The following is a 24,939-nucleotide window of genomic DNA, read 5'->3' on the forward strand; positions in this document are numbered from 1 at the left end:
GTCGCTCGCCACCAGCGCCGTTTCTGGAACGAAGCGATCGAGAAAAGGCATCGCTCGGCGGCCACGCCGAGGCTATCGCCCGCGCCGCCGATTGCGCATGATGCGCGCCATGCCCGATCCGATGGAATTTGCCCGCATGACCGACGACGCCTTCATCACCGCGCTGCCCAAGGCCGAACTGCATCTGCATATCGAAGGCAGCCTCGAACCCGAACTGATGTTCGACCTTGCCCGTCGCAACCGTGTCGCCATCCCGTTCGCCTCGGTCGAGGAGGTGCGCGCCGCCTATGCCTTTTCCAATCTGCAGGATTTCCTCGACATCTATTATGCCGGTGCCGACGTGCTGCGCACCGCCGAGGATTTCCACGATCTGGCGGTCGCCTATTTCGACCGGGCGGCGGCGGACGGCGTAGTCCATGCCGAAATCTTCTTCGATCCGCAGACCCATACCGATCGCAGCATTCCGTTCGACACGGTGATGGAGGGACTGCTTTCGGGCATGCGGGTGGCCGAAGACCGGCATGGGCTGACGTCGAAGCTGATCCTGTGCTTCCTGCGCCATCTCGACGAGGATGCCGCGTTCGCGACCTTTGCGCAGGCGGAAAAATGGCTCGACCGGATCGACGGCGTCGGGCTCGATTCGTCGGAGGTCGGCCACCCGCCCGCTAAATTCGCGCGCGTGTTCGCCGCGGCTGGCGATGCCGGGTTGAAGCGTGTCGCCCATGCCGGCGAGGAAGGGCCCCCCGCCTATGTCCATGAGGCGCTCGACCTGTTGCGCATCGACCGGCTCGACCATGGCAATCGCGCGCTCGAGGATCCGTTGTTGACCGCACGTCTCGCGCGGGAGGCGATGACGCTGACCGTCTGCCCGCTCTCCAACCACAAGCTGTGCGTGGTCAAGGACATGGCCGATCACCCGATCGACCGGATGCTGGCGCTGGGGCTGCGCGCGACGATAAATTCGGACGATCCGGCCTATTTCGGCGGCTATATCGGCGACAATTACCGTGCGGTCGCGCAGGCACGCGGTCTGTCGCGTGCCGATCTGGTCACGCTTGCGCGCAACAGCTTCCTCGGATCGTTTCTCGACGACGTCGCCATCGCCGGGCATCTCGCCCGATTGGATGGTTTCGCGCGGTCGGCAGGCGGTGGACAAGCGAACCCGGTCTTGTAGGAATGCGGCGGTCCTGCCGCCCGTCCGGCCCTTCGATGGAAACGCCGTGGTACCCAAAATCTATCTGTCCGCCGACCGCCTGCTCGAGGATTCGTTCCGCCTCGGCAACCTCGTCTTCGATTCCGGATTCCGCCCGACGCACATCGTCGGCATCTGGCGCGGCGGCGCGCCGGTTGGCATCGCGGTGCAGGAACTGCTCGAATATCGCGGGGTGCACAGCGACCATATCGCCATCCGCACCGCCTCCTATACCGGGATCGACCAGCAGGAACCGCAGGTCCGCATCTACGGCCTCGGCCATCTGGTCGACGTCCTCAATCCCGAGGACCGGCTGCTGCTCATCGACGACGTGTTCGATTCGGGCCGCTCGATCCGTGCACTGCTTAAGGAATTGAAGGATCGCTGCCGCAACAACCTGCCCGACGAGGTGAAGGTCGCGACCGTCTATTATAAACCGTCGCGCAACGTCACCGACCTGAAGCCCGACTTCTTCGTGCACCAGACAAACGACTGGCTGATCTTCCCGCACGAGATCAACGGCCTGACCACCGACGAAATCCGCGCGCACAAGCACGGCGCCGACATAATCCTGCGCTGACGGCAGCAGGGGCGTCCGCGCCCCCCGCCCCTATTGCCCCGCGCTCGCGACCGCCACTTCCTGCACGTCGCCGATCACCACCCCGACCCGCTGGTGCAGCCCGTGCGGCGCGATGTCGAGGATGCGGTCATGGCCGTCGGTCGCGCTGCCGCCGGCCTGTTCGACCAGCATCGCCATCGGGTTCGCCTCGTACAGCAGCCGCAGCCGTGCCTTGCCCGCTTCGCGGTGGTCTGCGGGATAGAGGAACACGCCGCCGCGCTTCAGAATGCGGTGGATGTCGGCGACCATCGATGCGGTCCAGCGCATGTTGTAATCGATGCCGATCGGCCCTTCGCTGCCGAGGATGCGTTCCTCGATATAGCCGGCAATGGTCGGCGACCATTGCCGGCGGCGCGCCATGTTGATCGCGAATTCGCGGGTGCCAGCGGGAATCCGCATCGGCCCGTCGGTCAGCCGCCACGAACCCACCTCGCGGTCGAGGGTGAATTCATACACCCCGTCGCCGACCGTCAACACCAGCAGCGTCTGCGGCCCGTAGATCGCATAGCCCGCCGCCACCTGATCGCGGCCGGGCTGCAGAAAGTCCGCCTCGGTCACGTCGCGCCCGGCGCAGTCCTCGGGCGCGCGAAGCACCGAAAAGATCGTGCCGACCGACAGGTCGACATCAATGTTGCTCGACCCGTCGATCGGATCGAACAGCAGCAGATATTCGCCCTTGGGATAGCGATTGGGGATACGGTGGATCGTCTCCATCTCCTCGGACGCCATACCCCCCAGATGCCCGCCCCATTCATTGGCATCCAGCAGCAGTTCGTTGGCGATCACGTCCAGCTTCTTCTGGACCTCGCCCTGCACATTCTCGCTGCCCAGCGCCCCGAGCACGTCGCCCAGCGCCCCCTTCGAAATCGCATGGCCGATCGTCTTGCACGCCCGCGCGACGGTCTCGATCAGCAGGCGCAGTTCCGCCGGACAGCTTTCGGCGTCGCGGCGCTGCTGTTCGATCAGGAACCGCGACAGGGTGATCGCGCCCTGTGTCGCCGGTTGGGGATTCGTCATTCGGTGTCCTTTCGTCGGCCTGCCGGCGCTCGCCCCTGTATGCGATGCATTCGTTTCGCGCGGAAGACAGAAGGACGGCGCAGGCGACCGGTCGGAGCGGGCGTCCGCCGCCCGCTCCGCCGCTGCTTACAAGCCGTAGGACAGGCGCAGATAGCCGAAGCGTCCCGGCACGTCATAGGTCGTCGGATCGTAATTGTTCAGGCTGCACGAGAAACAGGCCGGCGGGTCCTGATCGAACACGTTGTTGACGCCGACCGTCAGCGCGAACCGGCTGTCCATCCACGCCGGACGCAGCGCAAGCTGGACGTCGCCGTACAGCCGTTCCTTCAACGTAGTCGTGTTCTGGATCTCGCGGACATCGTCGATATAGCGGCCGGTGATCGACGCCGTGACCGGCCCGATCGCCCAGTCGATCGTCGCCAGCCCCTTGAACCGGGGATAGGCCTGATCGGGGCTGCCGCGCTCGGTACCCTCATAACGGGTCGTGGTGGTCCCGTTGGTAGCCGGCACGGTCTCTTGATAGCCCAACAGATAGTTGCCGATCACCGACAGCCCGAACACCCCCGCCCCGGTATCGCGGGTGCGCAGCGTGAAGGTCGCGTCGACGCCGCGCGTGCGGATGCCGCCGGTGTTCAGCAACAGGCCGCTAATTGCCGACACGAAGCCGTTGGCGGTCCGCGTCGTTGCCGAACAGGACAGCGGATCGCCGGTCAGCGCGCATCGGCCGAGCAGCACGTTGGCCGGGATCGCCGCGATCGCATCGCGCACGCGGATGTCGTAATAATTGACTTCCAGGCTGAGCGCGCTGGCGAAGCCGCCCCGCGCCCAGGCGGGGCTGTAGACGCCGCCGAACAACAGCGTCCGCGCCTTTTCCGGCTGCAACGCCGCATTGCCGCCGGTCAGCACCGGCAACTGCCCGGCAGGCTCGGCATAGCTGCCATCGGCCGGAACCCCGTCGGCGATACAGTTGGTGCGGGCGGTGGCATTGGTGCGGAACAGGCTGCCGGCGACGTTCGAACACGGATCGGGCAGCGACTGGTCGAAGCGCGACTGCGCGCCGAACAATTCGCCGATCGAGGGCGCCCGGACGCTCTCGGCATAGGAACCGCGCAGCAACAGGTCCGCCGCCGGCTTCCACAACGCGCCGCCCGTCAGCGTCGTATTGCCGCCAAAGGTCGAATAGTCCGAATGGCGAACCGCGCCGTTCAGTTCGAGGCTGTTGAAGAACGGCACGTCCTTCAGGATCGGCAGGCGGATTTCGCCATAGACTTCGTCGACATTGAAGCTGCCGCGCGCCGCCTGTGCCGGAATGTCGGCGCCCAGTCCGGCCTGGATCAACGGATCGGGCGTGAAGCTGCCCGACTGGAACCGGTGTTCATAGCCGATCGCGATCCCGACCGGGCCGCCGGGCAGATCGAACAGCTGGCCCGACAGGTTGGCGGTATAGTCGTTCAGCACCTGGTTGCTGCGCGCGCGTTCGTCGAACCCGATGAAGCCGAGCATCGCCGGGGTGATCGACCCGACCCCGCCAAAGACGTTGAGCGGTACGCATTCGCCGGTGCACTGGGCGACGGGCCCCAGCGCTTGGCGCAAGCGCGCGACGTTGACGTTGCCGGTGAACAGCTGCTTGGCATCGTTATAGCCGACCACCGCGCTGGCATCCCAATACCAGTTGCGGCCCATCATCTCGAACTGTCCGTCGAGCGTGCCGGTCACCGACATCGTGTCGACCGTCTGGCTGTAGGTCCGCTGCCCGGCCTCGACCAGTCGGCGGAAGATCGCCGAATAGGTCGCGGGCTGTCCGTTGCCGCCGCCGTTCAGCGTCCGGCCGAACGGGTTGAACGGGTTGGTGACGTCGATCGAGATGGTGCGCGTCAGCGGCCCGCCACCCGCGTCCGGTCCGATCGGCAGCGGCAGGAACGCCGCCTGGTTCTGCGACTGGCGATGGTTGTACACCGCCTTCACCCGCAGGTTCAGCGCCTCCGAAAATTCGGCGCGGGCGTTGACGAACCCGCCATAGCGTTCGCTGGGCGTCAGGAAATAGTTGAACGGCGCGAAATTGAACCGGTCGGCGTTGGTGAACGCCTTGAAATCGCCGGTCGCCAGCGTCGGATCATACACCGCGTTGCGACCGATGACCGGCGCGCGCAGCGTCAGGTTCTGACCGTTGACGATGAACCGGCCGAGCGGCGTATAGCTCGAACAGCCGCCGATCGGATCGCCGCAGCTGGTCTGGCCCGGATTGGGGAATTGCGAGATGTCGCGATCGGCGGCGCTGACCGACTGCTGCCGAATGTAGAAGGCACCGGCGACGAAATCGACGGGCTGGTTCGATCCGTTGCCCCAGCTCAACTGGTAATTCTCGGTCTCGCCATCGCCCTGTTCGAGGAACTGGCCATATTGCGCCTGGGCGTGGAACCCCCGCTGGCTCGATTTGGTGATGATGTTCACCACCCCGGCGATCGCGTCCGACCCATAAAGCGGCGACGCGCCCGACTGCAGCACCTCGACCCGGCCGATCATCACGTCGGGGATCGAGTTGAGGTCGACCGAGGCCGGAATGCCGCTGGCCGAAGCGCCGCTGACATAGCGCAGGCCATCGACCAGCACGAGCGTCCGCTTCGCGCCCAGATAGCGCAGGTCGATCGCCGCCGACCCGGCGCCGACACCGCCGCCATCGGGCGGGTTGCCGAAATTGCCCGAATTGTTGAATTTGGTGTTCAGCCCGCCGGCCGAACTCGGGATGCGTTGCAGCACATCGGCAATCGACGACAGGCCGGTGCGCGCGATCGCCTGTTCATCGACGTTGATGACCGGCGACGGCTGGTCGAGCGGATCGCGACGGATGCGCGAACCGGTCACCACGATCTCCCCGGTGGCATCGGGATCCTCGGCCACGTTCGGGCTCGACACGGCAGGCGCCACCTGCGCGTGCGCAGCGGTGGCGAGGGTCGTGGAGCAGATGGCGAGGACGGCGCCACCGCACAGAATGGCCGATCGGAAACGCAGCATGATGAAACCCCCATGTTCCTGTTTTATTATGGGACAAGGCTCGCGGGGCGGACGGCGATGCGCAAGCGGGTTTTTGACGATGCGCGCATTTGGTGACGTAATTGTCGCACCATGTTGTCGATCGGCAACATTCCTCGGACGCCGACGTTCTTATGATTACGCAAGTATTTTAATTTGCCATCATCACGGCCGAACGGAAATTTTTGTATGCTGTACGCGCCGCACGAGATAGTCCGTTCCGGTAGACCTTTTCCGAACGTGGCAACGTTCGTTCTACTCTTCCTGCGCACGCGATCCGAAGGCCGTCGCGGGGCAGCGTTTCGCTATCGCCGGAGTTTCGCGCCTGCTGCCCCTGCCCGCGGGCGGTCATGGACCGTTCGCCTTGATCGGTCCGGCTTTTTCCGCTTTCGATCGAGCGTCGGAACGGGGGAACAGCGATATGCATGCCGCGGCGGGGTTCGAGCTGATTATCGCGATGTTCCTCGTGATCGTCGCCCTGCACCATGTCGCACGGCGTCTGTCGTTGCCGCCCGCCGCGGCGCTGATCGTCGGTGGCGGTGCGGTGGCGTTCATCCCCGGCCTGCCCGCCGTCGCCATCGATCCCGAACTGGTCCTTGTCCTGTTCCTGCCGCCCCTGTTGATGGACGGCGCGTGGTTCACCGCGATCGCGCCGTTCCGCCGCCATATGGCCGGCATCCTGTCGCTGGCGGTCGGTGCGGTGTTCTTCACCACGGCGGTCGTGGCGGTGGTCGCGAAACTGCTGCTGCCGGCATTGCCTTGGGCGGCCTGCGTCGCGCTGGGTGCGATCCTGTCGCCGCCCGACGCGGTATCGGCACGCGCCGTCCTGCAACGGGTTCGGTTGCCGCGCCGCCTGTCCACGTTGCTGGAGGGGGAGAGCCTGCTCAACGATGCCGCCGGCCTGGTGCTGTTTCGCTTCGCGGTTGCGGCGGTGGTGACGGGGGCGTTCAGCCTCGGCGCGGCGACGGGTACCTTCTTCCTGCTGGTCGCGGGCGGCATTGCGGTGGGTGCGGCGATCGGCGGGCTGTGGGTGTTGCTGCTGCGTCGGTTGAACGACGATACGCTGATGATCGCGGCGACGTTGCTCGTATGCTGGAGCGCCTATATCGCCGGCGAACTGCTCCACGTGTCGGGCGTGATCGCGGTGGTGACCGCGGGCCTGACCTGTGGTTGGTTTCAGCATGTCGTATTTAGCGCCAGCGTGCGTATCCGCGCGCTCGCCTTCTGGCAGGTGCTCGTCTTCCTGCTGGAGGCGGCGGTGTTCACGCTGATCGGCCTGTCGCTGCGCGGCCTGCTCGACCGCGTCGGCGATCCGGCACGCATCGTCGACACGATGGCGGTGCCGGTCCTGGTCATCGTCGCGGCGGTGGTCGTCGCGCGCTTCGTGTGGATCTTCGCCGCCGATGCGGTCGTCGCCATCCTCCACCGGACCGGCGTGACCGCCGCGCGTCCGCTGGGGGGACGCGCCGCACTGGTCATGAGCTGGGCGGGGATGCGCGGGGTGGTGACGCTCGCGGTCGCCCTGTCGCTGCCCGAAACGATGCCCGAACGCGACCTGATGCTGGTCACCGCCTTTGCCGTCATCCTCGTCACCGTCCTGATCCAGGGGACGTCGCTTGGCTGGGTGATCCGGCGTGCCTGCCCGGCGGAGGACCCGTCCGCGCTGCCGCCGCTCGATCTGCACGCCGCCGAGCATGCGATGTTTCGTGCGCAGCTGGCGGCGGTCGAACGGGACGCCTATGACGATCGCGGAACGCTGATCCACCCGCAGCTGCTGCGCCGCTATACCGTGCGTGCGACGGCGGGCGAGGCGTTCGACGGCACGCCCGAGGAACGGACCGACGCGATCGCGCGCCATTTCGACGTCATCATCGCCGCGGTCGCCGCCGGGCGCGCCGAACTGGTCCGGCTGCACCGCGCCGGGCAGATCGATGACGAGACGCTCCACGATCTCGAACACGACCTCGATCTCGAGGAATTGGGCGCGGTCGCCGCCAAGGGTTGAGGCGCGGCGTGGCGATGGCGGAGTCGCCGCGATTTTGGGCATGGGCGCAATCCCCTTGTCCCCCGTCCCGCCAACGGCAATGATGCCGCGATGATCGCCCGCCTGCCCCTCGCTCTGCTCGGCGCGTTCGCGCTGCTGCTCCCCGCCCGCCCGGCGCTTGCCCAGACGCCGCCGCCCCCGGTCGCGATGGTTGCGGGCGACCTGCGCCCGGGCAGCGACCTGACCGGGCAATGGCATTATTCGATCGACCCGTACCGCGCGGGCATGCGCGGCTTTCATGGCGAGGATGCGAACGTCACCGAACGCCGCTGGGCCGAGGTCGACGTGCCCGCCGAACTGCGCCGCAACCAGCAGGCGCTGTTCGAATATGACATGGACGCCGCCCCGCTCGCGACGCTGCCCGGCGGGTGGATGACCCATGCGGCGGAGATGCGCCATTATCAGGGGCTGGTCTGGTATCAGCGGCATTTCAGCGCCCAGCCGAGCGCGGGCAAGCGCCGCTTCCTGCGCTTCGGCGCGGTCAATTACCGCGCGCGCGTGTTCCTAAACGGGCAGTTCGTCGGCGAGCATGAAGGCGGCTTCACCCCCTTCGCGATCGAGGTGACCGATCGGGTGCGCGCCGGCGACAACCAGATCACCGTCGCGGTCGATTCCGCGGTCGACGCCAGCAGCGTGCCGCCGCCGGTCACCGACTGGGAGAATTATGGCGGCATCACCCGCGACATCCGCCTGATCGAAACGCCCGCGACCTTCGTCGACGATGCATGGGTCCGGCTGACCCGCACTGGCCGGATCGCGATCGATGCGAAGCTGAACGGCAGCACCGCCGCCAATGCGCTGATGCGGCTCACCATTCCGGCGCTGGGGGTCACGCTGTCGGGGCGCACCGATGGCGAGGGCCGCTGGCATGGCGAGATCGCCGCCCCGAAGCGTATGCGCCGCTGGTCGCCCGAGACGCCGACCCTCTATGACGTGACGCTCGAAGCGGGCGAGGATCGCTGGCACGACCGTATCGGCTTCCGCACGATCGAGCGGCGCGGCGCACAGATCCTGCTCAACGGCCGCCCGGTCTTCCTGCGCGGGATCAGCGTGCATGAGGAGGAATTCGGCAACAATCCCGCGCGCAGCATCACGCCCGCTGCGGCACGCGCGCTGCTGGCCGAGGCGAAGGACGGACTGCATGCCAATTTCGTCCGCCTCGCCCATTATCCGCATGGCGAGGTGACGACGCGGCTTGCCGACGAACTGGGGCTGCTCGTGTGGAGCGAGGTGCCGGTCTATTGGCTGATCGCGTGGGATAATCCCGCGACGCTCAAGACCGCCCGCGCGATGCTGGCCGACAATATCGTGCGCGACCGCAACCGCGCGTCGATCGCGATCTGGAGCATCGCCAACGAAACCCCCAATTCGCCCGCGCGCAACGCCTTCCTCGGCGCGCTGGCAGACGATGTCCGGCGGCTCGACGATACGCGGCTGCTCGGCGCGGCGCTGCTGACCGATCGGTCAACCCGCGACGGTCATCCGCTGATGACGATCAACGATCCGCTCGCCGAACGGCTCGATGTGATGGGCGTCAACACCTATAACGGTTGGTATTCGCCCGACCGCCTCGCCGACCTGCCCGCGATCGCGTGGCAGGTGCCGACCGACAAGCCGCTGATCCTGTCCGAGTTCGGCGCGGGCGCGAAGGCCGGTTTCCACGACGACCGCCCCGCCCCGCAGAAATTCTCCGAGGAATATCAGCGCGACTATTACCGCGCGACCCTGGCCATGGCCGATCGCATCCCGACCCTGACCGGCCTGTCGCCGTGGCTGCTCAAGGATTTCCGCTCGCCGCGCCGCCAGAACGGTTGGCAGCAGGGCTATAACCGCAAGGGATTGGTATCCGAAACCGGGCAGCGCAAGCTGGCGTTCGACGTGCTGGCGGGATTTTATACGGAGCGGGCGCAGCGCGAGGCGAAATAGGCGCGATCGATCGAAAAAACCGATCAATGGCATTGGTTCAAGTCATTAGCCTTACCCAACCCGCTGGTTCATCCTGCCGCCATTAGACGGTCGAGAGGAATTTACCGATGGACGCCATTACCGAAGGCAGCCCGATCAACGATCCCAAGAAACAGCCGGCCGCGATGCGCCGCCTGCTGGGCCAGACCGCCCGCGACTGGTGGCCCGAAGCGCTGTCGATCGACATCCTGCATCAAAAGGGTGTCAGCGGGAATCCGATGGGCAACGACTTCGATTACCGCAAGCAGTTCGAAGCGATCGATTATGCCGCGCTGAAGGCCGACCTGACCGCGCTGATGACCGACAGCCAGCCTTGGTGGCCGGCAGACTATGGCCATTACGGCCCATTCTTCATCCGCATGGCGTGGCACTCGGCCGGCACCTATCGCACCGGCGACGGTCGCGGCGGGTCGTCGGCGGGGCAGCAGCGCTTCGCCCCGCTCAATTCGTGGCCGGACAACGGCAATCTCGACAAGGCGCGTCGCCTGCTGTGGCCGATCAAGCAGAAGTACGGACGGCAGTTGAGCTGGGCCGACCTGTTCATCCTGGCGGGCAATGTCGCGATTGAATCGATGGGCGGCCCGACCTTCGGCTTCGGCGGCGGACGCGAGGACGTGTTCGAGCCGGAGAAGGACGTCTATTGGGGCACTGAGGAGGAATGGCTCGGCCAGACCCGCATCGATGAGGAAGCCGGCCTCGCGCTCGAAAGCCCGCTCGCCGCGATCCAGCACGGGCTGATCTACGTCAATCCCGAAGGTCCGGGCGGCTGCCCGATGCCCAAGGGGTCGGCGCGCGACATGCGCGAAACCTTTGCGCGCATGGGCATGAACGACGAGGAAACCGTCGCGCTGACCGCTGGCGGCCATACCTTCGGCAAGGCGCATGGCGCGGGTGACCCCAAGCATGTCGGCCGCGAGCCCGAAGGTGCCGATATCGCCGCACAGGGTCTGGGCTGGGCCTCGACCCACGAGACCGGCATGGGCGACCATACCATCACCTCCGGCCTCGAAGGGGCATGGACGCCGACGCCGACGAAATGGGACATGACCTATTTCGACATGCTGTTCGACCATGAGTACGAGCTGGTGAAGAGCCCGGCGGGCGCGCACCAGTGGCAGCCGGTCGGCAATCCCGAGGATACGCTGGCCCCGGCCGCGCATACCCCGGGCAAGAAGGTGCCGACGATGATGTCGACCGCCGACATGGCGCTGAAGGTCGACCCGGCCTATAACGCGATCTGCCAGAAATTCCGCGCCGATCCCGATTATTTCGCCGATGTCTGGGCGCGGGCATGGTTCAAGCTGACGCACCGCGACATGGGACCCAACGTCCGCCTGATCGGCCCGGAAGTGCCGAAGGAAGACCTGATCTGGCAGGACCCGGTCCCGAAGCTGGAAGGCGAACCGCTGGGCGAAGGCGACGTCGCCACGCTGAAGCAGGCGATCGCCGCATCGGGCCTGTCGATCGCCGAACTGGTGACGACGGCCTGGGCCTCGGCCTCGACCTATCGCGGGTCGGACAAGCGCGGCGGCGCCAATGGCGGCCGCATCCGCCTTGCCCCGCAAAAGGACTGGGAGATCAACGAACCGGAACAGCTCGCCAAGGTGCTGAACGTCTATGAAGGCATCAAGGCCGATTTCGACGGCAAGGGCGGCAAGACCGTCTCGATCGCCGACCTGATCGTGCTGGGCGGTGTCGTCGGGCTGGAACAGGCGATCGCGCCGACCGGTCATGACGTCGCCGTGCCGTTCACGCCGGGGCGGACCGACGCGACGCAGGAATGGACCGATGTCGAGAGCTTCGCGGTGCTCGAGCCGAAGGCCGATGCGTTCCGCAACTATCTGCAGGTGCAGTTCAACGTTCCGACCGAGGAGCTGATGATCGACCGGGCGCAGTTGCTGGGTCTGTCGGCGCCGGAAATGGCGGTGCTGGTCGCGGGGCTGCGCGTGCTGGGCGCGAACCACAGCAAGGCGAAGGAACACGGCGTGTTCACCACCCGTCCGGGCCAGCTGACCAACGACTTCTTCGTCAACCTGCTCGACATGGGCACGGCGTGGAAGCAGATCAGCGACGAAAGCGACCAGGAGTTCGTCGGCACCGATCGCCACACCAAGGAGCAGAAGTGGACCGCGTCGCGGACCGACCTCGTCTATGGCTCCAACTCGCAGCTGCGCGCGATCGCCGAAGTGTATGCGTGCGCCGATGCCGGTGAGAAGTTCGTGCAGGACTTCGTCGCGGCATGGACCAAGGTGATGATGGCCGACCGCTTCGACCTCGGTCAGGCATAAGCGTCACCATCGCTGGAAAAGGGAAACGCCCGGGCCGCAAGGCTCGGGCGTTTTCTTATGCGTGGCGACCGGGAAACCGATCCATCCATCCCGAGCCGAACGTCATCCCAGCGCAGGCTGAAGCGACGTTCTGGTATGGTGGCTCGGACGCCCCCTTACCGCCGCTGATCGGTCGTCTTCGCCCGCTCGGCGGCGAACGCTTCCGACGGATGCCAGCCCGGCCAGCCCCGCCCCTCGGCCACCTCGCGACCCAGCGCATAGGCGACGCTCCCTTCCTGCGCCGCACCGGTCAGGTCCCAGCGCGCATCATATTCGTCGCAGGTCTGGTGATAGCACTCGGCATTATACCGCGCCCGTTCGCGTTCACCCGCGGCCACCCCGCCCCGCACCAGATCGCGGCCGGCACGGAAATACACGCCCGGCACGCCCTTTTGCGCCAGCGCATAATGGTCGGAACGGTAATACCAGCCCGCTTCGGTATTCTCCTCGGGCACGATCTTCAGCCCCTGTGCCGCCGCGACCCGTGTCAGATCGGCCTCCAGCGGGGTGCGCCCGACCCCGATCAGTTCGAGGTCGCGGGTCCGGCCGAGCACGACATGCGGGTCGAGGTTGAACTGCGCCGCCGTGGTCGCCAGCGGCAGCACCGGATGCTCGGCATACCAGCTGGCACCCAGCAGCCCCTTTTCCTCGGCCGTCCACAGCGCGAAGACGACCGACCGCCGCGGTCGCTTAGCGCCGGCAAAGGCCCGCGCGATCTCCAGCAGCGTGGCGGTGCCGGTACCGTTGTCGACCGCGCCGTTGCGGATGCGATCGGCGGGCGGATCGAACGCATTCTCGCCATAGGCATCCCAGTGCGCGCCATACAGGATGCTGCCCGCCGCCGGATCGGTCCCCGGCAGTACGCCGACGATATTGTGGCTGACCACCCGGTCCATCGCGACCTCGGTCTCGGCGTTCAGCGACACGCCCTGCAGCGTCACGCCGCGGAACGTCGCCGCCTGGGCCGCGCGCTTGGCGGCGGCATAGTCGAGCCCGCCCTGCCGCAGCATCGCCACGCCGATATCGTTGCGCAGCGTGCCGCGCAGCCCGAACGCCGCCGGCATCGTTCCGGTATCGAGCGCATAGCCCGGCACCGCATCGCTCTTCGCCAGTTGCAGCCACGGATAGCTCGACGGAAAGGTGTCGTGGATCTGGAAGAAGGCAATCGCCCCGCGCTGCTGCGCCTCGCTCAGCTTGGTCCGCGCCGCCGGGCTCGACGCCCGCCCGCCAAAGCCCAGATCGCGCCCCGCCTCGACATCGGGATCGCCGGCCAGCGCGACCACAACCTTGCCGCGCACGTCGACGCCCTTATACGGGTCGTAACCGAGCGCCGGCGCGACGATGCCGTAGCCGACGAACACCACCGGCGCATCGCGAAACGCCGTCGTCCCCGTGATCCGCGACGACGCGGCGATTTCGACGCCCGGCGTCAGCGTCCGCGTCGTCCCGCCAACGGTCAGCGCGATCGCGGCCCGGTTGCGCGTCCAGCGCAGCAACGGTACCCGCTGCCGATACCCTTGGTCGCCCGCCGGCCGCAGCCCCAGCGCCTTGAACCTCCCTTGGAGGAAATCGAGCGTCTTCTCCTCGCCGATCTGGGTCGGCCCGCGCCCATGGAAATCATCGGCGCTCAGCGTCTTCACATCGGCCTTGATCCGTTCGGGCGACAGGATCGGCGGGGCGGGATCGGCGGCGGCGGTCAGCAGCAGCAGCAGCGGTAGCATCGATTTCATGCGCACAGACTGACGCGGCGACGCCGGGGATACAAGCTCGTGTCGTGGCCCGTCACGGACTGACAATTCCCGGAACGTTCCCAGATTCCACTTGTCGATTTGAAGCTTCCGATGGCATATCGCTATCGACAAGCTTCAATTAGCGGATCGGACCCAAACATGAATGCAATCGTCGCGCAGATCGGCGATCTTGCCGAAGCTGGCGAGCGGATGATCGAGCGGCTGAGGCGCAAGGCGTTTCTGCCCGAAAGCCGCAAGGCACTCAATGTCCGCTTCGGCATTGCCGAGGCGGCGCAACTGCTCGGCTGTTCGACCAACCGCATCCGCATGGCCGAGGATGACGGCCGCCTGCCCCCCGCCCCCGCCGCCGAAAACGGCCGGCGCCTGGGCTATAGCGTCGACGAACTGCTGCACATGCGGCAAGTGCTCGGTGCCTCCCCGGCCCGTGCGCCGCTCGACGTGCCGGCGGTGATCGCGGTACAGAATTTCAAGGGCGGCGTCGGCAAGTCGACGGTTACCACCCATCTCGCCCATTATTTCGCGGTGCAGGGGTATCGCGTGCTGGTCGTCGATTGCGACAGCCAGGCGACGACGACCACGTTGTTCGGCTTCAACCCGCATTTCAACATCACGCGCGAAGAAACGCTCTACCCCTATCTGTCGATCGATCCGACGCAGAACGACTTGTCCTATGCGGTCAAATCGACGTCGTGGCCCAATGTCGACCTGATCCCGTCGAACCTCGAACTGTTCGACGTCGAATATGAACTGGCGGCGTCGGGATCGGACGGCCAATCGGTATTGGCCGCACGTTTTCGCAAACTTAAACAGGGACTTATCGATCTAGCGCGCCATTACGACATCGTCCTGCTTGACCCGCCGCCCGCGCTCGGCACGATCAGCCTCGCGGTGATGCAGGCGGCGAACGCGCTACTGGTGCCCCTCGCCGCGACCACCCCGGATTTTTGTTCGACCGTCCAGTTCCTGTCGATGATGGATCAGGTGTTGCAGCAATTGGGCAGTGCGGGGATCGAGGTCGATTACAGTTTCGTCCGGCTGATCTGTTCGAAATTCGACGGCAACGATCCCAGCCACGCCATGGTCCGCGCGATCATGGAACAGAGTTTCGGCCCGGCGCTCCTCCCCGTCCCGATCCTCGAATCGGCGGAGATCAGCCATGCGGCGATGCGAATGATGACCGTCTACGAACTCGAAAAGCCGATCGGCACGCCCAAGACCCATAAGCGATGCCGCGCTAATCTCGACGAGGCGTTGGGGCAGATCGAGCAGCTCGTGCGGCAGGGTTGGGGCAGGGTCGCGCCGGCGGGGGAGGAGGTTTTGTATGCGGCGGTTTGACAGCGCGCAGCGCGGGGCGGAGGCGCTGAAAGCGCCAACCGCCCTCAAACCGCCCGGCCGGCGGGCGCCGCGCCCGTCCGACGCGTTGGCGAAGGCCAACGCGGCGCTGAGTCTCCAAACCGAAACCCACAAGGCCAACCCCCATGGCGCGTAAACAATCCGACTATCTCGCCGCGCTGCTCTCCGACGAGGCACCGCAACCGACTGAAGCCCCCCCTGCCCCGCCCGAACGCGGCTCCGACCGGCTGCGCGGCACCACGCTGCTCGGTCGCGAATCCGCGCTCGCGCGCGTCGCATCGGGCGAGGTCCGGCAGGTCACCCAATTGCTGCTCGATCCGGCGCGCGTGCGCATCTGGCCGGGCAATGCGCGCTCCTATGCGCATCTGACCGAGGCGAGCTGCCGCGAACTGATCGATTCGATCATCGCCGAGGGTGGGCAGAAGGTCCCCGCCGTGGTCCGCCGCGTCGAGGGCGATGCCGCGCATGACTATGAGGTGATCGCCGGCACCCGCCGGCACTGGTCGATCTCGTGGCTGCGCGCGCACAGCTATCCCGACATGATGTTCGTCGCGCAGGTCGCGACGCTCGACGACGAAGCCGCCTTCCGCCTCGCCGATCTGGAGAACCGGGCGCGCGCCGACGTGTCCGACCTCGAACGCGCGCGCAACTATGCCGCCGCGCTCAAGACGCATTACGGCAACCACGCCTCGCGCATGGCCGAACGGCTGAAGCTGTCGAAGGGTTGGTTGTCGAAGATGCTGCGGGTCGCGGCGCTACCCGACGCGATCGTCGCCGCCTTCGCCTCGCCCGGCGACGTGCAGCTGAAGGGCGGCTATGCGCTGGCGCAGGCGCTCGACGATCGTGCCGCCGCTGCGGTGATCGGTGGCGAGGCGAAGGCGCTGGCGCGCGAACAGCAGCATCGCCGCGACAAGGGGCTGCCTCCCATCCCCGCCGCCGATGTGCTGCGCCGGTTGATCGACGCGCCGAAACGCGGGCAAGAGGCGAAGGACCGGTTCGTATGGACCACGCCGCACGGCCGGGTCGCGGTAACGGCGCAGACGATCAACCGGCAGGGGGTGACGCTGCGGCTGCATGCCGGGTCGGGCCTCGGCCAGGACGACATGGTCGAAATGGTCCGCAAGGCGCTGATCGAGCTCGACGGCCACGGCCGCGGACTGCAACGGTGACTGGGCGGGGTCCCCGAGTTTCCCCGGGGAAACATCGCCCGCCCCCTGCCCACTTCTCCCGAAGTTTCCCCGGGGAAACCCGTTTGCGGACCCGATAACATGACCCGCCCGACCCCCGAAAAAATCCCCGAACAGTTCGACCTGTTCCTCCCCTATCTCGCCGACATGCCACTGCGCGACCAGCGCGAGATGATGGAGCGGCCGTTCTTCAGCCTCGCCAAGACCAAACGGGTCAAACCGATTGACTATCGCAGTCCCGACGGCAAGCTGTGGGTCCATGTCTCCGCCAACGCGGATTACGGCATGGCGACGATCTGGGACGCCGACATCCTGATCTATTGCGCGAGCGTGCTGGCCGACATGGCGCGGCGGGGGGTCAACGACGTGCCGCGCAAGCTGCACCTGATGCCCTACGACCTGTTGCGCGCGATCGGGCGGCCGACGACGGGGCGGGCCTATGAACTGCTCGGCCAAGCGCTCGATCGGTTGGTCGCGACGACGATCAAGACCAATATCCGTGCCGAAAACCGGCGCGAGGCGACGTTCAGCTGGCTCGATGGCTGGACGCAGCTGGTCGACGAGAAGACCGAACGCTCGCGCGGCATGACGATCGAGCTGTCGAACTGGTTCTGGGAAGGGGTGATGATGACCGGCGGCGTGCTGTCGATCGACCGCGCCTATTTCGATCTGACCGGCGGGCGCGAGCGCTGGCTGTACCGCGTCGCACGCAAACATGCCGGCGGCGCGGGCGAGGCCGGCTTCGCGATCTCGATGCCGACGCTGTTCGAGAAATCGGGGGCCGAGGGGCAATATCGCCGCTTCAAGTTCGAAATCGCCAAGATTGCCGAACGCAACGAACTGCCCGGCTACGCCCTGTCACTCGAACAGCCCGCCGACAAGCGCGAGCCGCTGCTGCGGATGCGCAAGCGTGCCGGCGGCGCCGCGCGGACGACGGTGGTCAGCGCCTCCCCTGCCCCTGCCCCTTCGCCCGCCCCCTCGCCCGAACGCACCGAGGAACTGGTCGATGCGGCAGCGATGATCCGCGCCTCGATCAAGGGGCTGGCCAACCGCGCGACCGAGGGCGAGATCACGCCGCAGACGCTGGCGCTGCTACGCGCCGAATGTCCGGGCTGGGATTACCAGACGCTACATGCCGAATTCCGCGCATGGATCGATGCCGATGCGACGCGGACTCCGGTCAGCTATCAGGCGGCGTTCATCGGCTATGTCCGCCGCTGGGACGCGCAGCACCGCCACGAACTGGGGCGCTGAGCGTCCCCGAAAGATCGAGGGCAACTGGTTTCCGTTCCCGAAGTGTCGTCCGCCCCGCCGCCGGCCGCGCCGGTTGCATATCAAGTTGAAGATCGCCCCCAATTTTGAACGTCCCCAACCTCCGCCATTCCATTATTGATTCAATCGCCGCGATGGATCGGGCTGGGGCAGGGGGTCATCGACACTCCGGGAACGCCACTCGACCCTTTCGGAACGCGGCCCCGACACTTCGGGAACGCGGCCGTCGATCCTTCGGGAACGAACCCCCGATCCTTCCGGAACGGGATCGAGCATGCGAATCGTGGACCAAAGCCGGTTTCGGTCCGGTCGAGCACCGCTTAACCTGCTAACCTTCCTATAAACCGTCTAACTGGTTCGGATGGTTGGATTTCAATTTTTCAGAGAAGAAGGGCGCAAGGCCGCGAGCCTTTTGCGGGTGAGGGGAGGGTGTTCGTACAGGTCGCGCACAGCCCGGTAGCGAAACCGATTCCACCAGCGTTGCCAGCGATGCTCGGCCGCATCGTGGAGGATATGGCATCGCTGGCACAGTGCGGCGAGGTTCGCCGGCGCATTGTTGCCGGGATCATGGTCGAGATGCGCACAGGCGAGCACCACGCGGGTCAGGCGAACGCGGGCGAGGGGAACGCCGACCCCGGCGATGCGCCGGCCCCGTGGCGAACGCCAGCACCGTTGCTGCGCATCCCACCAGCGCCCGTCGCCCAGATGCGCCACCCGCGCCAGATGCGGCCGCCCACAGCGCTCACAGCGCCCCCCGGCACGGTCGAACCGGATCGCAGCGGACAATTGCGTCCAGTCGATGGGATAGAGCCAGCGGTTCTCGGCGCGGATCGGCATGACGATTCTATGAGTCGGTCGGGCGCGAAAGGGAAGCGAAATGTTCCCGGCCCGTCGCCGCTTCGTTTCCACCGACGAACGCCGTGGCGCGCGACGCGATCGCGGCTATACCATGGATCCCGTTGCCGGAGTCGCCGACCATGAACGACCTGCTGCTTGCCGCGCTGGTGTCGCAAGCCGCTCCGACCGCCTGTACCGCGGTCGCGCCGCCACCCGCCGAACTGGCGGGCTGGAACGACCGCCGAACCGTGACCGCAGGCGCCGATGGGGGCAGGGCGACCCCGCTCACCCCCGGAACCGCGGTGACCGCGACCCTGCTGCCGACGTCCGACCTGCGCTATGTCGCGACGCCGGCAAAGCCTGGATCGGCCGATAGCCGCGGGGGGCTGTTCGCCTTCACCGTCGCCACGCCGGGGCGGTACCGAGTCGCGCTGGGATCGGCGGCATGGATCGACATACTGGCCGACGGTAAACCGGTCGCATCGACCACCCACGGTCACGGCCCCGCCTGTTCGGGCATCCGCAAGATGGTCGATTTCGAACTGGGGCGCGGGCGGCATCTGCTGCAGATCGCCGGCAGCCGTGACGCGGCCGTCGCGCTGATGGTCGCCCGCCTGCCCGATACCCCGCTATAACCGGTCGAAATCGATCTCGGCGAACCGGTCGAGCGTCGCCTCGGCCGGGGGCAGGGGGTATTTCAGACCGGTCGCGCAGTTGAACAGCACGACCTCCTCCTCGGCATCGACTTCGCCGTCGCGCAACGCCTGGCGATAGGCGGCAAGCGTTGCGCCGCCCTCGGGACACAACAACAGCCCGTCGCGCCGCGCGCAATCGTCGACCGCCTTCAGGATCGCCGGATCGCCGACTGCCAGCGCCTTGCCGCCCGACTCCCGCACCGCGCGCAGGATCAGGAAATCGCCGACCGCGCGCGGCACGCGGATGCCGGCGGCAACGGTATGGGCATCTTCCCAGCGTTCGGCATGTTCCTCGCCCGCCTCGAACGCGCGGACGATCGGGGCGCAGCCGGCGGCCTGCACCGCATACATGCGCGGGCGTTCGGGACCGATCCAGCCCAGCGCCTCCAGCTCGTCAAACGCCTTCCACATACCGATCAGGCCGGTACCGCCACCGGTTGGGTAGAAGATGGCGTCCGGCAACCGCCAGCCCAACTGTGCCGCGAGTTCGAGGCCCATCGTCTTCTTGCCCTCGATCCGGTACGGCTCCTTCAGCGTCGAGAAGTCGAACCAGCGCCCCTCCGCCGCGCCCTTGGCGACGATCGCGCCGCAGTCGTCGATCAGGCCGTTAACCCGCCACACCCGGCTGCCCTGCGCGGCGATCTCGCGGACGTTCACTTCGGGCGTATCCTCGGGACAGAATATGATCGTCTCGATTCCGGCACGCGCGGTATAGGCGGCAAGCGCGGCGCCGGCATTGCCGTTGGTTGGCATGGCGATGCGGCGCACGCCCAATTCCTTGGCCATCGCCACTGCCATCACCAGCCCGCGCGCCTTGAAACTGCCGGTCGGTAGGCGGCCCTCGTCCTTGACCAGCACGCGCTCGCCGCCCGAGCGGGGGATGGGGATCAACGGCGTTTCGATCTCGCCCAGGCTGACGATGTTGGCGGTGTCGCGCACCGGCAGCAATTCGCGCCAGCGCCATAGATCGGTGTCGCGCGTCGGCAAGGTGCTGCGCGATAGCGCCGCCCCAACCGCCGGAAGATCGTAACGCACCAGCAACGGTTTGCCGGCCCGCGACAGATTGTGAAGCGTGTCGGCCGGATAGACTTCGCCGGTCAGCGAACATTCGAGCCGGGTGACGAAGGTCGGGCGGTGTGCGGTGAGGTTATCGTGCATGACCAGCAATGTAGCGGCTATGCCGGCCCGGTCCATGGCGATCGCGTTAACCCCGTTCGCCAAGCATTCCGTGCCCAAGCGCCACCGTCGTCACCGCAAGTCGTCGTATAACACCCCCGATTCGCCGTATCTTCGGCAAGTGGTACCGTTTCGAACAATAGAAACGCTTTTAGGGTTCGCCGATCTGCAATAGCTATATAGTTAATATTGAAAGCTTTATTGGTCAATACGCCGATCCTGTCCCGAATCCGTACAGGTCGTATCGTGATGATACGAAGTATTGAGCGTTAACCGTACCCCGCACGCTCCCACTACTTGCAGCGATCGCGCCGAGATGCGAAGCGCGCAGCCACCGAACCGCCGGGGGACAGGGCGGGGGATCGGTGGCGATACAGGGATGGAACGAGATGGCGAACGCGACCCCGATCATGGTGGATGGCAATCTGGGCGACTGGACGGCGCAGGACCGGATCGATCGCGGGCTGGACGACGGCTATGCCATCTATGCCAAGAGCGACGGTGACGCCTTCGCCTTCGCGCTGAAGGTGCCGGGTACGGTCGGCACCAATACCACCGTTTGGCTGAACACCGATCGCAACGCCCAGACCGGCTACCAGATCTTCGGCTTTGCCGGCGGTGCCGAATACAGCGTCAATTTCGACGCCGATGGCAAGGTATCGCTCTACAGCGGCGCACCGGGCGCCAGCCCGGCGATCGCGACGCTGGAGGCGATGTGGTCGGAGGATCGCTCGACCGTCGAATTCCGCGTCGACAAGGCGGCGATCGGCAACCCGCAGGCGATCGACACGCTGTACGACGTCAACGACCAGATGTTCCTGCCCGGCAGCTATTCGGCAACCCCGTTCACCGTCTTCAACGACATGGACTATGCCACCGACCAGGCGCACCGCATCGCGATCGTGTGGTCGGAAAGCACCGCCAACGCCTATTTCAGCAAGACCGCCTATTCGCAGCTGTTCATGGCGACCCAGGCGCAGGCGATGCAGGCGGGTGTCCCGTTCGACATCCTGACCGAAGACGACCTGACCAGCCTAGCCACCGTCGCCAAGTACGACACGATTGTGTTCCCGTCGTTCCGCAACGTCGATGCGACCAAGGTGACGGCGATTGCGCAGACGCTGGAACAGGCGACCAAGCAGTACGGCATCGGCCTGGTCGCCGCCGGCGAGTTCATGACCAACGACGCGGCCGGTAATGCGCTGGCCGGCGACAGCTATGCGCGCATGAAGTTGTTGTTCGATGCGACGCGCGTGACCGGCGGTTTCCCGGCCGACGTGACGGTCAAGGCGACCGACGCGGCGGGGCTGGTGTTCGACGGCTATGCCGACGGTCAGGTCGTGCATGATTACAAGAATGTGGGCTGGAACGCCTTCGCCAGCGTCAGCGGCACCGGCCAGACGATCGCGACCTCGACGATCGACGGCCAGACCTATGCCGCGGCGATCGCAACCCAGACCGGCGGGCGCAACGTCATCTTCTCGTCGGAAGCGGTGATGGCCGATGAAAACCTGCTGCAAAAGGCGATCGATTATTCGGTGCATGGCGGGGGGCTGTCGGTCGGTTTGCAGATGACACGCAACACCGGCCTGTTCGCGTCGCGCGTCGACATGGACCAGAGCCAGGAAAAGGGCGAGGTGAAGATCGAGGAAGGCGCACCCGGCATCTATGACAAGATGCTGCCGATCCTGGCCGAATGGAAAGCCAAGTATAATTTCGTCGGCAGCTATTACGTCAATATCGGCAACGACCCGGCCAATGGCCAAGCGACCGACTGGGCGGTGTCGCTGCCCTATTACAAGCAGCTGATCGACATGGGCAACGAGATCGGCACCCACAGCTATACCCATCCGCATGACACCAACCTGCTGACCGACGAACAGATCCGATTCGAATTCGGCGAGAGCCGCGCCGAGCTGGAAGCGAAGCTGAGCGATTATCTGGGCCGCACCGTGACGGTCGGTGGCGCGGCGGTGCCCGGCGCCCCCGAACAGATCGCGACGTCGCAGGAAATCCTGAAATACGTGCAGTATCTTTCGGGCGGCTATTCGGGCGTCGGCGCGGGCTATCCCAACGCGATCGGGTACATGAACCCGGCCAATGCCGCATCGGACCAGGTCTATATCGCGCCGAACACCTCGTTCGATTTCTCGCTGATGGAATTCCAGAAGAAGACCGTCGCCGAGGCGGAAGCGGTGTGGGCCAAGGAACTGGCGAACCTGACCGGCAATGCCGATGCGCCGGTCGTCGTGTGGCCGTGGCACGATTACGGCCCCACCGAATGGGTGCTCGACAATGACGGCGTGCCGAGCAGCACCGGCAGCCCTTATGTCCGGTCGATGTTCGACAATTTCGTCGCGGCGGCCGCGGCCAAGGGGCTCGAATTCGTCACCCTCGCCGATCTCGCCAACCGCGTGAACGCGTTCGACAAGGCACAGATCGTCAGCAGCGTCGTGGGCAACACGATCAAGGCGAGCGTCGCGTCGCCGATGGGCACCGGGCTGTTCGCGCTCGACGTCGACGGGCAGAAGACGGGGCAGGTGATTCAGAGCGTCACGGGCTGGTACGCCTATAGCGACGACAAGGTGTTCCTGCCGAAGAACGGCGGCAGCTTCGAGATCGTGATGGGCGACAAGGCCGACGACGTCACCCACATCACCGCGTTGCCGATGCGCGCCTCGCTGGAGACGCTGTCGGGCGACGGCCGCGACCTGGCGTTCACCGTGGCAGGCGAGGGCAAGGTCGTCATCGACCTGAAGGCGCCGGGCACCAACTGGCTGGCGGTCGAGGGCGGCAAGCTCGAATCGCTGGTCGGCGAGATCGCGACGATCGATATCGGTGCGATCGGCACCCATGCGGTCAAGGTCACGCAGGTCGCCAATGCCGGCCCGACGATCACGTCGGCGGGCGGCGGCGACTGGGGATCGATGACGATGAATGAGAATGCGACGCTGGTCGGCACCGTCACCGCCAGCGACCCCAATATCGCGCAGGGCGACCAGGTCCGCTATTCGATCGGCGCGGGCGGCGAAGGATCGCTGTTCACCATCGATGCGAACACCGGCGTGCTCAAATTCATCACCGCACCCGATTACGAGAACGCACGCGATTCGAACCGCGACAACATCTACGACGTGACCGTGGTCGCCACCGATGCGCGTGGCGTCAGCGACAGCCAGCTGATGTGGGTCTATGTCAAGAACGTGACCGAACAGACCGGCGGCCCGACCATCACCTCCTCGGGCGGTGGCAATTGGGGCACGATGTCGCTGAACGAGAATGCGACGCTGGTCGGCACGGTCACCGCGACCGATCCCGACATGCGCGACGGCGACCGGGTCCGCTATTCGATCGCGGCGGGCGGCGAGGGTTCGCTGTTCACCATCGACGCCGATACCGGCGTGCTGAAGTTCCTGACCGCACCCAATTTTGAGGATGCGAAGGATTCGAACCGCGACAACATCTATGACGTGACCGTCGTCGCCACCGACAGTTTCGGTGCGACCGACACCCAGTCGCTGTGGGTCTATGTCAACAACGTGTTCGAACAGACCGGCGGTCCGACCATCACCTCGTCGGGCGGCGGCGACCGCGGCACGATGTCGATCCTCGAGAACAGCACCAGCGTCGGCACCGTCACCGCGACCGATCCCGACACCCGCGACGGCGATTTCATCCGCTATTCGATCGCGCAGGGCGGCGAGGGCACGCTGTTCAACATCGATCCGGTCACCGGCGCGCTGACATTCAAGACCGCGCCCGATTTCGAGAATGCGCAGGATTCGAACCGCGACAACATCTATGACGTGACCGTCGTCGCCACCGACTCCTATGGCCGCGCCGACAGCCAGCTGCTGTGGGTGTATGTGAAGGACGTCGCCGGGCTGAACCAGACCGGCAGCCTGCGCGACGACGTGATGAACGGCACCGGCGAGGGCGATACGCTCGACGGCAGCTGGGGCCAGGACGTGCTGAACGGGCTGGGCGGGAACGACCGGCTGATCGGCAATTATGGCAACGACACGCTGAACGGCGGCGACGGCAACGACACGCTGGAAGGCGGCGACGGCAAGGACGTGCTGAACGGCGGCAATGGCGACGACCTGCTGATCGGCGGCGACGATCGCGACATGATGACCGGCGGGATGGGCAACGACATCTTCCGGTTCGACCGGACCGGCGACAGCCTGACCCATTCCAGCCTGCGCGACGTCATCACCGATTTCAGCCGCGGTGCGGACCGCATCGACCTGTCGGCGATCGATGCCAACTCCCGGTTGCGCGGCGATCAGGCGTTCAGCCTGATCGGCACCGGGCGGTTCACCGATGCCGGGCAGATCCGCTACAGCTACGAACGGATCGACGGCAAGGACTATACGATCGTCGAGGGCACGACCAACGGGTGGATCGCCGATTTCTCGATCGCGCTCGAAGGGCGGCATGCGCTGACCGCGTCCGATTTCTTCTTGTAAGG

Annotated in this window: 16 protein-coding genes; 11 read left to right on the top strand and 5 right to left on the bottom strand. The window is 66.1% G+C overall.

What is annotated here, in order from left to right; translation table 11 throughout:
• Positions 1-136: 136 nt before the first annotated feature.
• Entirely contained in the window at positions 137-1,174 is a 1,038-nt protein-coding gene (locus ACTHQV_RS15220; protein ID WP_440491454.1) for an adenosine deaminase, read from the top strand.
• A gap of 46 nt (positions 1,175-1,220) precedes the next feature.
• The gene (locus ACTHQV_RS15225) at positions 1,221-1,772 is read left to right on the top strand and encodes a phosphoribosyltransferase (protein ID WP_440491455.1); all 552 of its coding nucleotides are present in this window, start codon (positions 1,221-1,223) and stop codon (positions 1,770-1,772) included.
• A gap of 30 nt (positions 1,773-1,802) precedes the next feature.
• Here ACTHQV_RS15225 and ACTHQV_RS15230 read toward each other — a convergent pair whose 3' ends face one another.
• Together ACTHQV_RS15230 and ACTHQV_RS15235 are read right to left on the bottom strand one after the other, a co-directional pair.
• The gene (locus tag ACTHQV_RS15230) at positions 1,803-2,828 is read right to left on the bottom strand and encodes a class 1 fructose-bisphosphatase (protein WP_440491458.1); all 1,026 of its coding nucleotides are present in this window, start codon (positions 2,826-2,828) and stop codon (positions 1,803-1,805) included.
• A 126-nt stretch (positions 2,829-2,954) separates the two neighbouring features.
• Positions 2,955-5,840, bottom strand: a complete 2,886-nt coding sequence (locus ACTHQV_RS15235; protein ID WP_440491460.1) for a TonB-dependent receptor domain-containing protein — start codon at positions 5,838-5,840, stop codon at positions 2,955-2,957.
• Between the two features lie 439 nt (positions 5,841-6,279).
• Between ACTHQV_RS15235 and ACTHQV_RS15240 the strand changes: the two genes are divergently transcribed.
• The 3 genes from ACTHQV_RS15240 to katG all read left to right on the top strand — a co-directional run bounded on the left by ACTHQV_RS15240 (position 6,280) and on the right by katG (position 12,155).
• A complete protein-coding gene (locus ACTHQV_RS15240; protein ID WP_440491461.1) occupies positions 6,280-7,863 on the top strand; it encodes a Na+/H+ antiporter in 1,584 nt (527 codons plus the stop codon).
• 90 nt (positions 7,864-7,953) lie between these two features.
• Positions 7,954-9,828 (top strand): glycoside hydrolase family 2 protein, encoded by a 1,875-nt coding sequence (locus tag ACTHQV_RS15245; protein WP_440491463.1) that lies wholly within the window; start codon positions 7,954-7,956, stop codon positions 9,826-9,828.
• 107 nt (positions 9,829-9,935) lie between these two features.
• The gene (gene katG, locus ACTHQV_RS15250) at positions 9,936-12,155 is read left to right on the top strand and encodes a catalase/peroxidase HPI (RefSeq protein WP_440491465.1); all 2,220 of its coding nucleotides are present in this window, start codon (positions 9,936-9,938) and stop codon (positions 12,153-12,155) included.
• A gap of 155 nt (positions 12,156-12,310) precedes the next feature.
• On the opposite strand, the gene ACTHQV_RS15255 is transcribed toward katG, so the two are convergent.
• Positions 12,311-13,924 (bottom strand): M28 family peptidase, encoded by a 1,614-nt coding sequence (locus tag ACTHQV_RS15255; RefSeq protein WP_440491467.1) that lies wholly within the window; start codon positions 13,922-13,924, stop codon positions 12,311-12,313.
• A 159-nt stretch (positions 13,925-14,083) separates the two neighbouring features.
• On the opposite strand from ACTHQV_RS15255, the gene ACTHQV_RS15260 reads away from it, so the two are divergent.
• The 4 genes from ACTHQV_RS15260 to ACTHQV_RS15275 all read left to right on the top strand — a co-directional run bounded on the left by ACTHQV_RS15260 (position 14,084) and on the right by ACTHQV_RS15275 (position 17,739).
• Positions 14,084-15,280 carry an AAA family ATPase gene (locus ACTHQV_RS15260; protein WP_440491468.1) on the top strand — a complete coding sequence of 399 codons (1,197 nt, stop codon included), beginning with the start codon at positions 14,084-14,086 and terminating at the stop codon, positions 15,278-15,280.
• On the top strand, positions 15,267-15,434 hold the full coding sequence (locus ACTHQV_RS15265) for a hypothetical protein (RefSeq protein ID WP_440491469.1): 168 nt from the start codon (positions 15,267-15,269) through the stop codon (positions 15,432-15,434). Before ACTHQV_RS15260 ends, ACTHQV_RS15265 begins: the two co-directional genes overlap by 14 nt.
• Positions 15,424-16,467 carry a ParB/RepB/Spo0J family partition protein gene (locus ACTHQV_RS15270; RefSeq protein WP_440491471.1) on the top strand — a complete coding sequence of 348 codons (1,044 nt, stop codon included), beginning with the start codon at positions 15,424-15,426 and terminating at the stop codon, positions 16,465-16,467. Before ACTHQV_RS15265 ends, ACTHQV_RS15270 begins: the two co-directional genes overlap by 11 nt.
• Positions 16,468-16,566: 99 nt before the next feature.
• Positions 16,567-17,739, top strand: a complete 1,173-nt coding sequence (locus ACTHQV_RS15275) for a replication initiator protein A (RefSeq protein ID WP_440491472.1) — start codon at positions 16,567-16,569, stop codon at positions 17,737-17,739.
• A gap of 390 nt (positions 17,740-18,129) precedes the next feature.
• Here the strand turns inward: ACTHQV_RS15275 and ACTHQV_RS15280 are convergent, their stop codons facing one another.
• Positions 18,130-18,594 (bottom strand): hypothetical protein, encoded by a 465-nt coding sequence (locus ACTHQV_RS15280; protein WP_440491474.1) that lies wholly within the window; start codon positions 18,592-18,594, stop codon positions 18,130-18,132.
• A 140-nt stretch (positions 18,595-18,734) separates the two neighbouring features.
• On the opposite strand from ACTHQV_RS15280, the gene ACTHQV_RS15285 reads away from it, so the two are divergent.
• Positions 18,735-19,229 (top strand): homogentisate 1,2-dioxygenase, encoded by a 495-nt coding sequence (locus tag ACTHQV_RS15285; protein WP_440491476.1) that lies wholly within the window; start codon positions 18,735-18,737, stop codon positions 19,227-19,229.
• Here the strand turns inward: ACTHQV_RS15285 and ACTHQV_RS15290 are convergent.
• Entirely contained in the window at positions 19,224-20,447 is a 1,224-nt protein-coding gene (locus ACTHQV_RS15290; protein WP_440491477.1) for a threonine synthase, read from the bottom strand. The genes ACTHQV_RS15285 and ACTHQV_RS15290 overlap by 6 nt on opposite strands.
• 407 nt (positions 20,448-20,854) lie before the next feature.
• Here ACTHQV_RS15290 and ACTHQV_RS15295 point away from each other — a divergent pair, with 407 nt between their 5' ends.
• Entirely contained in the window at positions 20,855-24,937 is a 4,083-nt protein-coding gene (locus ACTHQV_RS15295; protein WP_440491478.1) for a cadherin domain-containing protein, read from the top strand.
• Positions 24,938-24,939: the final 2 nt, after the last annotated feature.

This window comes from Sphingomonas sp. SAFR-052, from assembly GCF_051965015.1.
In the GTDB taxonomy this organism is placed as follows: Bacteria; Pseudomonadota; Alphaproteobacteria; order Sphingomonadales; family Sphingomonadaceae; genus Sphingomonas.

What these genes read in the sequence shown, in the direction of transcription:
- ACTHQV_RS15220 (WP_440491454.1), top strand. Translation starts at nt 137, where the DNA reads ATGACCGACGACGCCTTCATCACCGCGCTGCCCAAGGCCGAACTGCAT.
- ACTHQV_RS15230 (WP_440491458.1), bottom strand. Translation starts at nt 2,828, where the DNA reads ATGACGAATCCCCAACCGGCGACACAGGGCGCGATCACCCTGTCGCGG.
- ACTHQV_RS15235 (WP_440491460.1), bottom strand. Translation starts at nt 5,840, where the DNA reads ATGCTGCGTTTCCGATCGGCCATTCTGTGCGGTGGCGCCGTCCTCGCC.
- ACTHQV_RS15240 (WP_440491461.1), top strand. Translation starts at nt 6,280, where the DNA reads ATGCATGCCGCGGCGGGGTTCGAGCTGATTATCGCGATGTTCCTCGTG.
- ACTHQV_RS15245 (WP_440491463.1), top strand. Translation starts at nt 7,954, where the DNA reads ATGATCGCCCGCCTGCCCCTCGCTCTGCTCGGCGCGTTCGCGCTGCTG.
- katG (WP_440491465.1), top strand. Translation starts at nt 9,936, where the DNA reads ATGGACGCCATTACCGAAGGCAGCCCGATCAACGATCCCAAGAAACAG.
- ACTHQV_RS15255 (WP_440491467.1), bottom strand. Translation starts at nt 13,924, where the DNA reads ATGAAATCGATGCTACCGCTGCTGCTGCTGCTGACCGCCGCCGCCGAT.
- ACTHQV_RS15260 (WP_440491468.1), top strand. Translation starts at nt 14,084, where the DNA reads ATGAATGCAATCGTCGCGCAGATCGGCGATCTTGCCGAAGCTGGCGAG.
- ACTHQV_RS15265 (WP_440491469.1), top strand. Translation starts at nt 15,267, where the DNA reads ATGCGGCGGTTTGACAGCGCGCAGCGCGGGGCGGAGGCGCTGAAAGCG.
- ACTHQV_RS15270 (WP_440491471.1), top strand. Translation starts at nt 15,424, where the DNA reads ATGGCGCGTAAACAATCCGACTATCTCGCCGCGCTGCTCTCCGACGAG.
- ACTHQV_RS15275 (WP_440491472.1), top strand. Translation starts at nt 16,567, where the DNA reads ATGACCCGCCCGACCCCCGAAAAAATCCCCGAACAGTTCGACCTGTTC.
- ACTHQV_RS15280 (WP_440491474.1), bottom strand. Translation starts at nt 18,594, where the DNA reads ATGCCGATCCGCGCCGAGAACCGCTGGCTCTATCCCATCGACTGGACG.
- ACTHQV_RS15285 (WP_440491476.1), top strand. Translation starts at nt 18,735, where the DNA reads ATGAACGACCTGCTGCTTGCCGCGCTGGTGTCGCAAGCCGCTCCGACC.
- ACTHQV_RS15290 (WP_440491477.1), bottom strand. Translation starts at nt 20,447, where the DNA reads ATGCACGATAACCTCACCGCACACCGCCCGACCTTCGTCACCCGGCTC.
- ACTHQV_RS15295 (WP_440491478.1), top strand. Translation starts at nt 20,855, where the DNA reads ATGGCGAACGCGACCCCGATCATGGTGGATGGCAATCTGGGCGACTGG.